Source organism: Blastococcus mobilis (assembly GCF_900188025.1).
GTDB lineage: Bacteria > Actinomycetota > Actinomycetes > Mycobacteriales > Geodermatophilaceae > Blastococcus_B > Blastococcus_B mobilis.
Window position 1 is genome coordinate 114,271 of record NZ_FZNO01000008.1, and the last position, 14,045, is coordinate 128,315.

Consider the following 14,045-nt stretch of genomic DNA (forward strand, 5'->3'; position numbering starts at 1 on the left):
GGATCACACCGCCATGACACCGTCGTCCTCCGGACGACACCGCGGCCAGGTGCCGTCCCCCGCTTGCGCTGAGCGGTTGCCCGTGTCCCCATCGGGAGCCTCCGGCCCCACGACGGGTCCACCCCAGTCGCCTGCCGTTCCCCACCTGGTAGACGGCATGATCGGCGCATGATCGGGTGGCTGGACCTCTCCGCCGGTGCGTCCGGGGACATGCTGCTCGGCGCGCTGGTGGATGCCGGGGTGCCCCTCGAGGTCCCGGCCGGCGCCGTCGCCGCGCTGCCGGTGGAGCGGATCCGGCTGGTCACCGAGTCGGTCACCCGGCACGGGCTGGGCGCGACCCGGGTGCACGTGCAGGCGCCGACGTCCTCGGCACACCGCACGTGGGCGGACGTCCGTGCGCTGCTCGGGCAGGCGGCCCTGCCCGGGCCGGTCCGCGACGGCGCCCTCGCGGTCTTCGAACGGCTGGCGATCGCCGAGGGCCGGGTCCACCGGGTCTCCCCCGACGACGTCCACTTCCACGAGGTCGGAGCCCTGGACGCGCTGGCCGACGTCGTCGGGGTGGTGGCCGCCTTCGAGCACCTCGGGCTGTCCCGCCTCGCCGCGTCGCCGATCACGCTGGGCAGCGGCACGGCCCGTGGCGCGCACGGCGTCGTCCCCATCCCGGGCCCCGCGGTGCTGGAGCTGCTGACCGGCGTCCCGGTGGTGGCGGGCGCGGTCGCCGCCGAGATGTGCACCCCCACCGGGGCGGCGCTGGTGGCCGCCCGCGTCGGCGAGTGGACGACGCTGCCGCCGATGCGGGTCGAGCGGGTGGGGGTGGGCGCCGGTGGGCGGGACCCGGTGGAGCTGCCGAACGTCGTCCGGCTGGTCCTCGGCGAGCCGGCGCACCCGCAGCCGGCGAGCCCGGTCGTCCTGGAGGCGAACATCGACGACCTCGACCCGCGGCTGTGGCCCGGCGTCCTGGACGCCCTGTTGGCCGCCGGGGCCTCCGATGCCTGGCTGACCCCGATCCTGATGAAGAAGGGCCGCCCGGCGTACGCGCTGTCGGTGTTGTGCCGTCCGGAGCTGGTCGACGAGGTGGAGGCGGTGGTCTTCGCCACGACGTCGACCATCGGCATGCGGGTCGTCCCCGTGGGCAAGGTGGCCCTCGAGCGGGTCCCGGCCTCGGTGGAGGTGCTCGGCGCCCGGGTGGGCGTGAAGGTGGCGGTCGCGGGCGGGCGCGTGGTCAACGTCAGCGTCGAGTACGAGGACGTCGCCGCGCTGGCCCGCGACGCCGGCGTTCCGGTGAAGGAGGCCCTGCGGGCGGCCACCGCCGCCGCCGAGGCCGCCTACCCGGTCATGCGGACCTGACCCCGGACCACGTCACCGAACGCGACTGGACCGCATCGCGTAACCCATGGACGCATCCTGCCCGGCACCACGGACAGCTCGGCGGCGCACCGCTTGCCTCAGACGACGGGATCGGACGGGCAGCGGCCGTGGTCGGTTGCCGGCCGGGAACCGCGCTCGACATCGGCGTCGGCCCGCGCGAGCAAGGCCACTGCGTCCCGGAGGACCTCCGGCGGATGGGTGAACGGCAGCCGGAGGCGGTCGTCCAGGGCGTGGCCCGTGCCGAAGAGCGGCCCGGCGGCGAGCCTCAGCCCGTAGGCCTCGGCTGCGGTGACCAGCGCGCGGGAGCGCGCCGACGGCAGCCCGCACCACAGCACCATGCCGCCGGCGGGCTCATGGACCCGCCAGGCGGGCAGCCGCGACCGCAGTTCCCCCACCAGCGCCTCCCGGCGCTCGCGCAGGGCCCGCCGGTGGTCGCCCAGCGCCGCGTCGGCGCCGTCCAGAAGGGCGCCCGCGGCCAGTTGCTCCACGACCGGGCCGGCCATCGTCGAACGGACGGCGACCGCGGTCAGGCGCCGCACCGTCTCGGCGTCCGCACGCACCCAGCCGATCCGGAGGCCACCCCAAAACGTCTTGCTCAGGCTGCCCACGGAGACGTGTCCCTCGCCGAACGCGGCCAGGGGCGGCGGCGGTGGGGTGTCCAGCCACAGCTCCGCGAACGTCTCGTCGACGACGGCCGTGGTGCCGGCGCGGCGCAGCGCCCGGGCGAGCCGCTCACGGCCCGCCGTGTCCAGCAGGCGCCCGGTCGGGTTGTGGAAGTCCGGCATCAGGTAGGCGCCCGCCGGGCGGACGGTGCCCAGCGCCCGCTCGGCGGCGGACAGCCATTCCTCCGGCTCGTCCGGGTCGAGCGCCGTGGGCAGCACACGCAGGCCGAGGGCTCGTGCCACGTCCAGCGCATTGGGATAGGTCGGCTGCTCCACGAGCAGCCGCTGGCCCCGGCGCAGCAGGGTGTTGAACGCCGTCCCGACACCGTGCAGGGCGCCCGCCGTCACCAGGACCTGCTCCGGCGTCGTCGGCAGCCCGCGCCGGCCGTATCCCTCGGCGATCCGCGCCCGCAGGTCCGGGAGCCCGGCCGGGTGGTAGCCGTGCTGCGGCAGGTGTCGCGGGAGCTCCGCGAGGGCGGCGGCGAAGGCCGCGGGAACCGACGACGGAGCCGACGGCGCGGCGTGGGCCATGTCGATCGTCCCGTCGTCGACCGGTGCAGGCACCCAGGCGCCGCGGTGCGGGCCGGCCGGCAACGCCGCGAACGTGCCCGACCCCTGGCGGGCCGTGGCCCAGCCGTCCTCCCGCAGCCGGGCGTAGGCGGCGGTCACCGTGGCCCGGCTGAGGGTCAGTGCGGCGGCCAGGTCGCGTTCCGCCGGCAGACGGGTGCCCAAGGGCACCCGCCCGTCGGCCACGAGCGTCCGCACCCGCTGGGCCAGGGCGGCGTAGCGGGGCGGGCGCTCGCCGTCGAGGTCGCCGACGAGGTCCGCCAGCTGCCGGGCCGAGGTCGTCTCCACGCCACTACCTTCCGATTGGCCTGTGGTCAGCAGGCCAATCATGGGCCATCCTCGAACCGTGCTCCAGCCCTCTCGCGGCGGCCGCTCGCTCCGTGGCCGCCAACTGCCCCGCCGCCTCGTCCAGCTCTACGCCGGCCTGATGCTCTACGGCGTCTCCATGGCGCTGATCGTGCGTTCGGCGCTGGGCAACATGCCGTGGGACGTCCTGCACCAGGGGCTCGCCGACCGGCTGGGCTGGTCGATCGGCACCGTCGCCATCGTGGTCGGCGCCCTCGTGCTGCTGGGGTGGATCCCCCTGCGCCAGCGGCCCGGGCTGGGCACGGTGAGCAACGTCGTCGTGCTGGGGCTGGCCCTCGACGCCACGCTCGCCGTCGTCCCGGCCCCGTCGTCCCTCCCGCTGCGGATCGGGCTGCTGCTGGCAGGCCTCCTGCTGAACGCCGTCGCCACGGCGGCCTACATCGGCGTCCACCTCGGCCCGGGACCGCGCGACGGGCTGATGACCGGCCTGGTCCGTCGCACGGGCCGCTCGGTGCGGCTGGTGCGCACGTCGATCGAGGTGGTGGTCGTGGCCGGAGGCTGGTTGCTCGGGGGCACGCTCGGCCTGGGCACCCTCCTGTACGCGGTGGCCATCGGTCCGCTGGTGCAGGTTCTGCTCCCCTGGCTGTCCGTGAGCCGGACCTACCCCGTCACCCCTGCTGGGCGCCCCACTCCGCCAGTCGCCGCTCCGCCTCCTCCGGGCTGACGCCCTCGACCCTGGTCATGACCGCCCAGCGGTGCCCGAACGGGTCGTGGACGGAGGCGAACCGGTCGCCGGTGACGAACGTGTCGGGCTTCTCCCGGACCGTCGCGCCCCGCTCCACCGCCTTCGCGAAGACGGCGTCCACGTCGGACACGTAGATGCAGGCGGAGCCGCTGACCGCCTCGCCGTCCCGAGTGGGGCTGACGAGGCCGAACTGCTCGTTCGGGTCGCTCAGCTGCAGTCGCCCGTCGCCGAAGTCGAGCTCGGCGTGCATGACCGTGTCGCCGGGCCCGTCCATCCGGCTCACGAGCGTCGCCCCGAAGACCTCCACGTAGAAGCCGATGGCCTCCGTCGCCGGGGAGCAGACGAGGAACGGCGTCAGGGTGGTGTAGCCCTCGGGCTTTCCATTCGTGATCGTCATGTCCCCGATGCTGCCTAGGCTGCGGGGGTGGCGTCTTGGAAGAACGCGACGATCGACCGGACCGCCACCCTGCGCGGCATCCTGCGCCCCGTCGAGACCGCCGCACGCACGGACCTGCGCCGCGACGCCCCGGTCAGCGAGCCGCTGCGGCCCTTCGTCGAGCGGTACTGGTCGGTGCGCTGGGACCTCACCGGGCAGCCGCCGTTCCGCTCGGAGGTGCTCAGCCATCCCAGCGTGAACCTGTCGGTCGAGTCCGGCACCGATCCGCGCTTCGGCGTGGCCATGCCGGCCGTGCTCCTGCACGGCGTCGTGACCCGCCGCTTCAGCATCGACCTGACCGGCTCCGGCCGGGTGAACGCCGTCAAGTTCCGCCCCGGCGGCTTCACGGCGCTCACCGGCGCCCTGCCCGCGCGCAACAGCGTCGCGCCGCTCGGCCGCGAACTGGGGATCCCGGCCGAGCGGCTGCTGATCGACGTCCTGGAGCCGGAGGACGACGACGACCGCGCCGCCGTGCTCGACGCGTCCCTCGCGCCGCTGGCCACCGAGCCCCCGGACGCCTATCTCGACCTGCTGGGTCTGATCGGCGCGATGATCGAGGACCGGGAACTGGTCCGCGTCGACCAGGTCGCGGCGCTGGGCGGGGTGAGCGTGCGATCGCTCCAACGGCTGTTCGCCGGATACGTGGGAGTCAGCCCGAAGGCGGTGCTGGCCCGCTACCGGTTGCAGGACGCCGCTGCCGCGATCGACGCGGGCGAGGTCCACGACCTGGCCGGCCTCGCGGCCTCCCTGGGGTGGTTCGACCAGGCCCACTTCAGCCGGAACTTCCACGCCGTCGTCGGTGTCACTCCGTCGGCCTATCTGCAGCGAGCTCGGCAGGCACGCTGACCCGCAGCCCGGACCGGACGACGGGCACGACGGCGAGGACCAGGACGGCGACCGCGGTCGCTCCGCCCACCGCCCAGGCGGCGAACACCAGCAGCGACCCGAGCTCGATGCCCAGGCCGGCGACCGAGGTGATCGTGGCGCGGTGGGGGCTGTCGATGCGGTCCTGCAGCCGGGCCTCGGCGGCCACCAGGACCGCGAGGTAGAGCGCGTAGAACACGCAGAGCGCGACCAGCCCGGCCAGGACCGGCAGCACGACGGCGGCCAGGCACAGCCCCGCGGTCCCGAGCAGCACCGGCAGCGCGCGGTCGGGCAGCCGGGCCGCCCGACCGCCCAGGGCGGCCCCCAGCGCACCGGCCAGCGCCACGGCCAGGACCGCGAAGGGAACGCCGGTCACCGGCACCCCCTGGGCCGCCGCGAGCACCGGGAAGTACTCCTCGACCGCGTCCAGCGCGCCGATCAGGGCAACCGCGAGCACCGTCAGCCGCAGCGCCGGCGTGCGGACCGCCTCGCGGACCCCCTGGCGCAGCGTGCCGGCCAGGGACGTCTCGCCGTCCGGGACCCGCGCGGGCTCCGGGAAGCGCAGCGCGAGCAGCGCCGCGAGCAGGCACACGCCGACGCTCACCCAGCCGACCAGCCGGTAGCCGCCCAGAGCGAAGAGCGCGCTCGCCGCGAAGGCCGTGGGGACCTGGACGAGCAGCTCCGCCGCGGTCATCCAGCCGTGGACGCGACCGAAGGAGTCCGCGGCCTCGACGTCGGCCAGCGCGTCGTGCACGAGCGCCTCGCTCGCGCCCGACACCAGCGCACCACCGACGCCCCAGAGCACGAAGCCGATCGCGAAGGCACCGAACGCGGGAGCCGCCGTCCACACCACGAAGCCGGCCGCCTGCAGGACGCCGGCCAGGACGACGACTCCCCGGCGGGACCAGCGATCGGCCAGCGCTCCGGCGGGGATCTCGGTGATGAAGCCGGTGATCGACCAGACGGCGAACAGGATCGAGATCGCCACCGTCGACAGCCCGGTGTCCAGGAAGAGCAGCGCGTAGAGCGGGTAGTAGGGCACCAGCTCGGAGAGCGCGGCCCAGCCCACCGCGAGACGAGCGAGCGGCCGTGCGGCGGGGGGAAGCGGGTTCGGGGACGGGCGTCAACGGAACGGCATGTGCGGAGGCTAACGCCGCCGGGTCCGGGTCCGCAGCCGGTTTCGGCGAACCGCTCGATTACGGTGACGGCGACGAACCAAGCTGTCCGAGCACCGCCCGGCAGTGCCGAGCGGAGGAGAGTTCTCGTGGACCTGTCGGTCATCGCGACCGCGTTCATCCTGGTGCTCCCCGTGGAGCTCCCCGACAAGACGCTGTTCGCCAGCCTGGTCCTGGCGACCCGCTTCCCGCACTGGCCGGTGTTCCTCGGCGTCGGGGCGGCGTTCGGCCTGCAGGTCGCGATCGCCGTCACCGCCGGTTCCCTGCTGTCGCTGCTGCCCGAGGCACTGGTCAGCAGCGTCGTGGCGCTGCTGTTCCTCGTCGGCGCGGTCATCCTCTGGCGCAGCGCATCGAGCGGCCCGGAGGACGAGGAGCTGGCCGAGACGCCGGAACACCCGTCGTTCCTCAAGGCAGCCGCCATCTCCTTCGGCGTCCTCTTCGCCGCCGAGTGGGGCGACCTGTCCCAGCTGGCCACCGCCGGCCTGGCCGCCCGCTACGACGAGCCGCTGTCGGTGTTCGTCGGCGCGTGGGCGGCGCTGCTGGTCGTCTCCGGGCTGGCGGTGTTCCTGGGCAAGAAGCTGGCCGACCGGCTGCCGATCACGCTCATCCGCCGGGTGGCCGCAGGGCTCTTCCTCCTCTTCGCCGTGTTCGCGATCGTCGAGACCGTCCGCGCGCTCACCTGACCTCTACGGTTCCGCCATGGACTTCCGGGCGACGGTGGTGCTGGGTGGCAAAACGGCGACGGGCATCCAGGTGCCCGACGACGTCGTGACGGCGCTCGGTTCGAGCAAGCGCCCCTCGGTCGTCGTCACCGTCGGCGGCCACACCTACCGGACGACGGTGGCGCCGATGGGCGGTTCCTACTGGGTCCCCCTGGCCGCGGAGCACCGGGAGGCGGCCGGCGTGCAGGCCGATCAGCAGGTCGACGTCTCCATCGAGCTCGACACCGCACCGCGCGAGGTGCCGCTGCCCGACGACCTCGCCACGGCCATGGACGACGCGGCGCGGACCGCATTCGACGCGCTGGCCTACTCGCACCGCAAGGAGTGGGTGCCGTGGGTGGGGGAGGCGAAGAAGCTCGAGACCCGCGCCGCCCGGATCACGAAGACGGTGGAGTCGCTGCGCGCCGGTAAGAAGACCCGCTGAGGGCTCGTCCGGCCGGCGTGGGCGCACGCCGCCAGGACGGAGACCGGCGCCGCCGGCACCTCGACGCTCCCCGTCGCAGTGACGCGTGAAGATGCCGGACGCGCGCACCTTGTGCCGGGTGCGGGTGCGGGGTCAGGGTGACGCCGTCGTCGCCGCTCGTCGGGCCGGGAGCGACGACCAGCGGTCGCGTCGAGCCGGGAGACGTCGGATGAGAGCCGTTCGCCTGCACAGCTACCACCAGGACCCCTCGATCGACGAGATCCCGGAGCCGGAGCCGATCGGACCGCTGGACGTCATCGTCAGGATCGGCGGCGCCGGGGTATGCCGCACCGACCTGCACATCATCGAGGGCCAGTGGGCGGAGGTGCAGAACCCCGACCTCCCCTACGTGCTCGGCCACGAGAACGCCGGCTGGGTGCACGCGGTCGGTGAGGGCGTCACCAACCTGGCGGTCGGCGACACGGTGATCCTCCATCCGCAGCCCAGCTGCGGCCTGTGCCTGGCCTGCCGGGCCGGCAAGGACATGCACTGCGAGAACGCCTTCTTCCCCGGCCTGTCGAACCACGACGGGGGGATGGCGGAGTACCTGCGCACCACCGCCCGCGCCTGCGTGAAGCTCGACCCGGGAACCGATCCCGCCGACGTCGCCGCGCTCGCCGACGCCGGGATCACCGCCTACCACGCCGTCCGCAAGGCGCTGCCGCTGCTGCCCCCCGGCACGACCGCGGTCGTGCAGGGCGCGGGCGGGCTGGGGCACATCGGCATCCAGTGCCTGGCCGCGCTGTCCGCGGCGCGGATCGTCGTCGTCGACCGGAACCCCGACGCGCTGGGGCTGGCCGGGAAGATCGGCGCGACGCACACCGTGCTCGCCGACGGCAACCAGGTCGAGGCGGTCAAGGACCTCACCGGCGGAACCGGCGCGCACGTCGTCTTCGACTACGTCGCCGAGCAGGGCGCCGAGATGGACGGCTGGAACATGACCGCCCCCGACGGCTCGTACTTCGTGATCGGCTACGGCGGCGAACTGCGCATCCCGACGCTCGACATCATCTCCACCGAGCGGAACATCGTCGGGAACATCGTCGGCACCTACACGGACCTCGCGGAGCTCATGGTGCTCGCCCAGGCCGGCAAGGTCACCCTGCACACGCAGAAGTACCCGCTGGACCAGGCGGTCGACGCCCTGCACGACCTCGACGCCGGCCGGGTGCGCGGCCGCGCCATTCTCGTCCCCTGACCCGGCTCGACCGGAATTTTCGGCAATCGATGCGAGAGGTGCGGAGTCCATGTACGAGAAGGATGGCGACAAGTACTTCGTCGTTGACTCACACATGCATTTCTGGGATGCCAGCCGCGAGAACTGGGTCCAGGGCCGGGAGCAGTACGCCAAGGGCTGGATCGACTGCTTCTACGGCTACCACCAGCTGGCCCCGCCCGAGACCCACTGGGACTACGAGCACTACCTCAGGGTCTCCGAAGAGGACCTGATGAAGGACGTCTTCGAGGACGGCCACGTCGACAGGGCCATCTTCCAGTCGACCTACCTGAAGTACTGGTACCGGGACGGCTTCAACACCGTCGAGCAGAACGGCTCGCTGCTGGAGAGGCACCCCGACAGGTTCATCGTCAACGGTCGCTTCGACCCGCGGGACGGCGAGGCCGGGCTGAGGCAGCTCGAGGAAGACGCGCGCCGCTGGAACCTCAAGGGCGTCAAGGTCTACACCGCGGAGTGGCACGAGAACGGCTCGCGAGGGTGGAAGCTCACCGATCCGGAGTCCTACCGATTTCTGGAGAAGTGCCGGGAGCTGGGCATCAAGAACATCCACGCCCACAAGGGCCCGACGATCTGGCCGCTGGACAAGGACGCCTTCTCGATGGAGGACGTCGACCGGACCGCGACCGACTTCCCCGACCTGAACTTCGTCATCGAGCACGCCGGCATCCCGCGGATCGACGACTTCGCCTACATGGCGGTGCAGGAGCCCAACGTCTACGCGGGCCTCTCGGTCGTGATCGGCGCGCACATGCATGCCCGGCCGAAGACCTTCGCCCGCTTCATGGGTGAGCTGCTGTTCTGGGTCGGCGAGGACCGCATGACGTTCGGGAGCGATTACAACATCTGGACGCCGAAGTGGCAGATCGAGGGCTTCGTCGACTGGCAGATGCCCGACGACGAGGCGTTCTCCGACTACCCGCGGCTGACGACCGCGACCAAGAAGAAGATCCTCGGCCTCAACGCGGCCAAGCTCTACGGCATCGACGTGCCGGCGGAATGCCGGCTGCCGACCTCGGCCGGCGAGCAGGAGCAGCCCGGGGAGCAGCTGCTGACCGAGGCGGCCGCGGCGGGCTCACCGGCGTGAACCTGCGGGACGCCGTCCGGCAGGCGCTGGGGACGGTGCTCGATCCCGAGATCGACGAGCCGATCACGGATCTCGGTTTCGTGGCCTCGTGCACCGTCTCCGGTGACGGCGTGGTGACCGTGCGCCTGCGGTTGCCGACGTTCTTCTGCGCGCCGAACTTCTCGTTCCTCATGGTCGCCGACGCCTACGACGCGGTGTCGGCGGTCGAGGGGGTGACCCGCGCGGAGGTCCTGCTGGAGGACCACCACGCGGCCGCCGAGATCAACCGCGGGATCGCCGCCCACGCCGGGTTCGTCGAGACGTTCGCCGGCGAGGCCGCTGCCGAGCTGGACGAGCTGCGGCGGTACTTCCTGGAGAAGGCCGTCGTCGCCGGGCAGGACCGGGTCGCCCGGCCGCTGGTGGATGCGGGTGCCGGCCCCGACGAGCTGGCGTCGCTGACCCTCGGGTCGGTCCCCGGCTCGCCGGCGCTCGACCGGCTGCGCCGGCGGCGGACCGCCCTCGGGCTGCCGTCCGACGACGGGGCGCCGCTCCTCCTCCACCCCGACGGCAACCCGGTCGCCGCGGAGCAGGTGCCGCTGCACCTGCGCCGGGCCCGGCTCACCCGGCTGGGCATGGAGGCGAACGGAGAGCTGTGCACGAGCATCCTCAGGACGCGGTACCGGGGCACGCTCGGTACCGGCTGAGCTCTCAGGTGGGGTCTCCGGTGCGCGCGACGAGCACCCGGAACAGGTTCTCCAGCCGGTACCCCCCGCCGGCCGTGCGGTAGGGCTCCAGCCGGTCGAGCACGGCCGTGCGCAGCGTGGCCGGGTCCGTCCGGCGCGCCACCGTGCGGCCCAGGGCGGAGGCGAACAGGGGCCGGAGCAATTCGTCCTCGTCGGCGTACTCGAAGGGGACGACCACGTCGTCGAGGTGGTCGACCACCAGGCCGGCGCGCTCGGCCATCTCGCGCAGCAGCGCAGGCTCGCTGACCCGCGGGTCGGGGGACGGGCGGCGCGGGCCCAGCCACGGCGCGAGCGCCTCACCGAAGATGCGGACGTCGCACTCCCGCTCGCGGCCCCACACCGTCACGGCCACGATCCCGCCCACACGGGCTGCGGCCCGCAACACCGCGAGCGGGTCGACCACGTGCATGAGCAGTTGCACCGCGGCGACCACGTCGAACGGGCCCGGCGGAGGGTCCAGCGCGTGCCGCACGGCGAAGACGCCCTCGGGCACCTCGGCGGCGGCGCGGCCGACGGCCGCCGGGTCGGTGTCGATCCCGGTCACCCGGGCCCCGCGGTCGGCCGCCGCGCGGGCGAGCAGCCCCGCACCGCACCCGAGGTCGAGCACGCTCGTGCCGGGTCCGACCGCCGTCGCGTCGAGCACGGCCGCGTACAGGGGTGCCCCCCAGCCGCGCGGTCCCTCGCCGCTCACCCCCTCGACCCTATCCGCGCCGCGCGCCGCGGATCACGTGGTCGGTTCCGCTGAGGCACCGAGCTGGTCGCGCTGGATGCCTCAGCCCCGCGTGACCAGGCCTTCGGACACCAGCCAGTCCAGCGCCACGTCGGCGGGGTCCTCGCCCTCGACGTCGACCCGCCGGTTGAGCTCGATCATCACCTCGTTGGTCAGCAACGGGGTGATCTCGGCGAACACGCCGGCGATCTCCGGGTGCTCCTCGAGCGTCCCGTTCAGCACCACCGGCGCGACGTTGTAGGCCGGGAAGTAGCCGCGGTCGTCCTCGAGGACCGTCAGGTCCAGGGAATCGATCCGGCCGTCGGTCGTGAACACCTCGCCGAAGTTGCAGACGCCGCCGTCGGTGGCGGTGTAGACGGCGCCGGTGTCCAGGACGCTCACGTTCTCCCGCGGCACCCCCTGCGGGTCGCCCAGCGGGATGCCGTAGGCCTCGAGCATCGGCTCGAACCCGTCACCGCGCGTGGCGAACTCCGACTCCACGCAGAAGGTCCGCTGCTCCACCGGCAGCGCGGCGATGTCCGAGAGGCTGGCCACGCCACCGAGCTCCTCGACGGCCTCACTGCGGACCGCGAAGGCGTACGTGTTGTTCATCGGCGCCGGCGGTAGCCAGGTCAGCCCGTTGGCCGCGTCGGCGTCCCGCACCGCCTCGTACTGCTCCTGTCGATCGGGGATGCCCTCGGGCATCTGCAGGTAGTTCAGCCAGCCGGTTCCGGTGTACTCCCACTGCACCTCGACCTCACCGCCGAGCATCGCCGCCCGGGCCGGGGCCGCGCCGGGGATGCCGCTGCGGTCGGTGACGTCGAACCCGGCGACCTGCAGCGCGATCACGGCGACCTTGCCGAGGATGAGCGCCTCGGTGAAGTTCTTGGTGCCGACCACGATCTCCGCCCCGTCTGCGCCGATCGGTCGGATCGTCCCCGGCTCGGCCTGCGGGACGAAGGTGTTCGCGCTCTGCAGCCCGCATCCGGTGAGGAGCGTGGCGGCCGCCAGCAGCGCGGCGGCGGCGAGAGGGGAACGCATCACAGTCCCTTCGGTCGGGCGACGTGCTCGACGACCCGGCCCAGCCAGTCCACGGCGAGGGCCAGCAGCGCCACGAGCACCGCACCGCTGATCAGCAGCGAGTTCAGCGACAGGGTGATGCCGGTGTTGATCAGCACCCCGAGGCCCCCGCCGTTGATGAAGGTGGCGAGGGTGGCCGTACCGACGAGCAGGACCAGGGCGGTCCGGGCGCCGGCCAGCATCACCGGCCCGGCCAGCGGCAGCTCGACGCGGAACAGGACGGCGGTCCCGCTCATGCCCATGCCGCGACCGGCCTCGACCAGGCGGGGGTCGACGCCCTGGATCCCGACCATCGTGTTGCGCAGCACCGGCAGCGCCGAGTAGACGACCAGCGCGACGATCGTCGTCCAGAAGCCGAACCCGAGCCAGGTCGCCAGCAGCACGAACAGCCCGATCGCCGGCGCGGCCTGCCCGACGTTGGCCACACCGATGACGGCCGGCGTGAGCCGGCGCAACGCGGGCCGGGTCAGGGCGATGCCCAGCGGGATCGAGATCAGCAGGACGATCGCCGCCGAGACGACGGTCAGCGACAGGTGCCGCAGCGCGCTGTCCCACAGCGTGGCGGTACCGAGCTGACGTGCCTCGGTGTCGGTGAGGGTGGCGTTGGCCCGCCACAGCAGGAAGGCGAGGAGGCCGACGGCGACGAGGAGCGGCTGGACGACGAGGGCTCGCCAGCCGCCGGGGGCCGTCCCGGCTGCCTCCGTGCCGGGCTGCGCCGGGGCGGCCTCGTCCCGGGCGTCCCCGGCCGCGACGCCGCGGGCTGAGGGTGTCGCCGTCGTCATCCGGCCGTCTCCTGCCGGGTTCGCTGGATGGCGTCCATGATCATCTCGATCGTCACGACGCCGGCCAGGCTGTCCCGCCGGCCGAGCACCACGGCACCGCCCTGGCTGGCGGCGAGCATGGTGTCGAGGGCGTCGTTGAGGGTGGAGCCGAGGCCGACCACCGGCAGCTTCTCGTCGACGGTCGCCGGGATGGCCGCCATCCGGCTCACCTCGGCGAGCGTCGGCCAGCTGATCGGCCGGCCGCGCCGGTCCAGCACGACGACGAAGTCGTCCCCTGCCGCCCGCGCCCGCGCCACGGCGTCCGCCGCGTCGTCCCCGACGGACGCCGTGGTCACCGGCCGCAGGTGGAGGCTGTTCACCCGGGTGAGGGTGAGCTGCTTGAGGGTGGCTCCAGCACCCACGAAGTCGGCGACGTACTCCTCGGCCGGCGCGGCCAGGATCGCCTCCGGGGTGTCGTACTGGACGATGCGCGCACCGACGTCGAAGACCACGATCCTGTCCCCGAGCTTCACCGCCTCGTCGAAGTCGTGGGTGACGCAGACGATGGTCTTGCCGAGCTCGTCCTGGATCCGGAGCAGCTCGTCCTGCAGCCGCTGGCGGGTGATCGGGTCGACCGCTCCGAACGGCTCGTCCATGAGCAGCACGGGCGGGTCGGCGGCCAGGGCCCGGGCGACGCCGACCCGCTGCTGCTGACCGCCGGAGAGCTCCTTCGGGTAGCGGTCGCGGTACTGCTCCGGGTCGAGGCCCACGAGGTCCAGCAGCTCGTCGATGCGCTCGGTGACCCGCTGCTTCTCCCAGCCGAGCATCCGCGGGACCATCCCGATGTTGGTGGCCACCATCATGTGCGGGAAGAGACCGCCGGCCTGGATGACGTAGCCGATCCGGCGCCGCAGCCGGTCCGGGTCCTGGTTGGTCACGTCCTCGTCGCCGAGGTGGATGCGCCCGCTCGTCGGCTCGATGAGCCGGTTGATCATCTTGAGCAGGGTCGTCTTCCCGCAGCCGGACGGGCCGACGAACATGACGGTCTCACCGGCAGCGATGTCCAGGGTGACGTCGTCGACGGCCGGCCGGTCCTGGCCGGGATAGCGCTTGGTGACGTGCTCCAGACGGATGGGCACGCCAC

General features: G+C 73.2%; 15 protein-coding genes. 8 read left to right on the plus strand and 7 right to left on the minus strand.

The genetic code is table 11. The features are described from left to right. Nucleotides 1-168: 168 nt before the first annotated feature. A complete protein-coding gene (gene larC / locus CHB94_RS09210; RefSeq protein ID WP_089336276.1) occupies nucleotides 169-1,347 on the plus strand; it encodes a nickel pincer cofactor biosynthesis protein LarC in 1,179 nt (392 codons plus the stop codon). Nucleotides 1,348-1,445: 98 nt separating this feature from the next. On the opposite strand, the gene yczR is transcribed toward larC, so the two are convergent. After that, nucleotides 1,446-2,885, minus strand: a complete 1,440-nt coding sequence (yczR, locus tag CHB94_RS09215; RefSeq protein WP_217899234.1) for a MocR-like transcription factor YczR — start codon at nucleotides 2,883-2,885, stop codon at nucleotides 1,446-1,448. A 58-nt stretch (nucleotides 2,886-2,943) separates the two neighbouring features. Between yczR and yczE the strand changes: the two genes are divergently transcribed. After that, nucleotides 2,944-3,627 carry a membrane protein YczE gene (gene yczE, locus CHB94_RS09220; protein ID WP_254920523.1) on the plus strand — a complete coding sequence of 228 codons (684 nt, stop codon included), beginning with the start codon at nucleotides 2,944-2,946 and terminating at the stop codon, nucleotides 3,625-3,627. On the opposite strand, the gene CHB94_RS09225 is transcribed toward yczE, so the two are convergent. Continuing rightward, on the minus strand, nucleotides 3,572-4,045 hold the full coding sequence (locus CHB94_RS09225; RefSeq protein WP_089336278.1) for a VOC family protein: 474 nt from the start codon (nucleotides 4,043-4,045) through the stop codon (nucleotides 3,572-3,574). The two genes, yczE and CHB94_RS09225, sit on opposite strands and share 56 nt — an antisense overlap. Nucleotides 4,046-4,072: 27 nt before the next feature. Between CHB94_RS09225 and CHB94_RS09230 the strand changes: the two genes are divergently transcribed. Further along, the gene (locus tag CHB94_RS09230; protein ID WP_089336279.1) at nucleotides 4,073-4,930 is read left to right on the plus strand and encodes a helix-turn-helix domain-containing protein; all 858 of its coding nucleotides are present in this window, start codon (nucleotides 4,073-4,075) and stop codon (nucleotides 4,928-4,930) included. Here CHB94_RS09230 and CHB94_RS09235 read toward each other — a convergent pair. Beyond that, complete coding sequence (locus CHB94_RS09235) at nucleotides 4,887-6,017, minus strand: MFS transporter (protein ID WP_089336280.1); 1,131 nt, start codon at nucleotides 6,015-6,017, stop codon at nucleotides 4,887-4,889. The two genes, CHB94_RS09230 and CHB94_RS09235, sit on opposite strands and share 44 nt — an antisense overlap. 195 nt (nucleotides 6,018-6,212) lie before the next feature. On the opposite strand from CHB94_RS09235, the gene CHB94_RS09240 reads away from it, so the two are divergent. The 5 genes from CHB94_RS09240 to CHB94_RS09260 all read left to right on the plus strand — a co-directional run bounded on the left by CHB94_RS09240 (nucleotide 6,213) and on the right by CHB94_RS09260 (nucleotide 10,312). Next, on the plus strand, nucleotides 6,213-6,806 hold the full coding sequence (locus tag CHB94_RS09240) for a TMEM165/GDT1 family protein (RefSeq protein WP_089336281.1): 594 nt from the start codon (nucleotides 6,213-6,215) through the stop codon (nucleotides 6,804-6,806). Between the two features lie 16 nt (nucleotides 6,807-6,822). Continuing rightward, nucleotides 6,823-7,269 (plus strand): YdeI/OmpD-associated family protein, encoded by a 447-nt coding sequence (locus CHB94_RS09245; RefSeq protein ID WP_089336282.1) that lies wholly within the window; start codon nucleotides 6,823-6,825, stop codon nucleotides 7,267-7,269. 208 nt (nucleotides 7,270-7,477) lie between these two features. After that, nucleotides 7,478-8,506 (plus strand): NAD(P)-dependent alcohol dehydrogenase, encoded by a 1,029-nt coding sequence (locus CHB94_RS09250; protein WP_089336283.1) that lies wholly within the window; start codon nucleotides 7,478-7,480, stop codon nucleotides 8,504-8,506. Nucleotides 8,507-8,555: 49 nt separating this feature from the next. Further along, a complete protein-coding gene (locus tag CHB94_RS09255) occupies nucleotides 8,556-9,629 on the plus strand; it encodes an amidohydrolase family protein (protein WP_089336284.1) in 1,074 nt (357 codons plus the stop codon). Next, a complete protein-coding gene (locus CHB94_RS09260) occupies nucleotides 9,626-10,312 on the plus strand; it encodes a metal-sulfur cluster assembly factor (protein WP_217899235.1) in 687 nt (228 codons plus the stop codon). The genes CHB94_RS09255 and CHB94_RS09260 overlap by 4 nt, the downstream gene beginning before the upstream one ends. Nucleotides 10,313-10,316: 4 nt before the next feature. Here the strand turns inward: CHB94_RS09260 and CHB94_RS09265 are convergent, their stop codons facing one another. The 4 genes from CHB94_RS09265 to CHB94_RS09280 all read right to left on the minus strand — a co-directional run bounded on the left by CHB94_RS09265 (nucleotide 10,317) and on the right by CHB94_RS09280 (nucleotide 14,040). Then, complete coding sequence (locus CHB94_RS09265) at nucleotides 10,317-11,042, minus strand: class I SAM-dependent methyltransferase (protein ID WP_089336286.1); 726 nt, start codon at nucleotides 11,040-11,042, stop codon at nucleotides 10,317-10,319. An 81-nt stretch (nucleotides 11,043-11,123) separates the two neighbouring features. Next, nucleotides 11,124-12,101 carry a glycine betaine ABC transporter substrate-binding protein gene (locus CHB94_RS09270; RefSeq protein ID WP_089336339.1) on the minus strand — a complete coding sequence of 326 codons (978 nt, stop codon included), beginning with the start codon at nucleotides 12,099-12,101 and terminating at the stop codon, nucleotides 11,124-11,126. Continuing rightward, nucleotides 12,101-12,922, minus strand: coding sequence for an ABC transporter permease (locus tag CHB94_RS09275; RefSeq protein ID WP_089336287.1), 822 nt, complete (start codon nucleotides 12,920-12,922; stop codon nucleotides 12,101-12,103). Before CHB94_RS09275 ends, CHB94_RS09270 begins: the two co-directional genes overlap by 1 nt. Next, a complete protein-coding gene (locus tag CHB94_RS09280) occupies nucleotides 12,919-14,040 on the minus strand; it encodes an ABC transporter ATP-binding protein (RefSeq protein WP_254920524.1) in 1,122 nt (373 codons plus the stop codon). The genes CHB94_RS09275 and CHB94_RS09280 overlap by 4 nt, the downstream gene beginning before the upstream one ends. Nucleotides 14,041-14,045 lie beyond the last annotated feature (5 nt).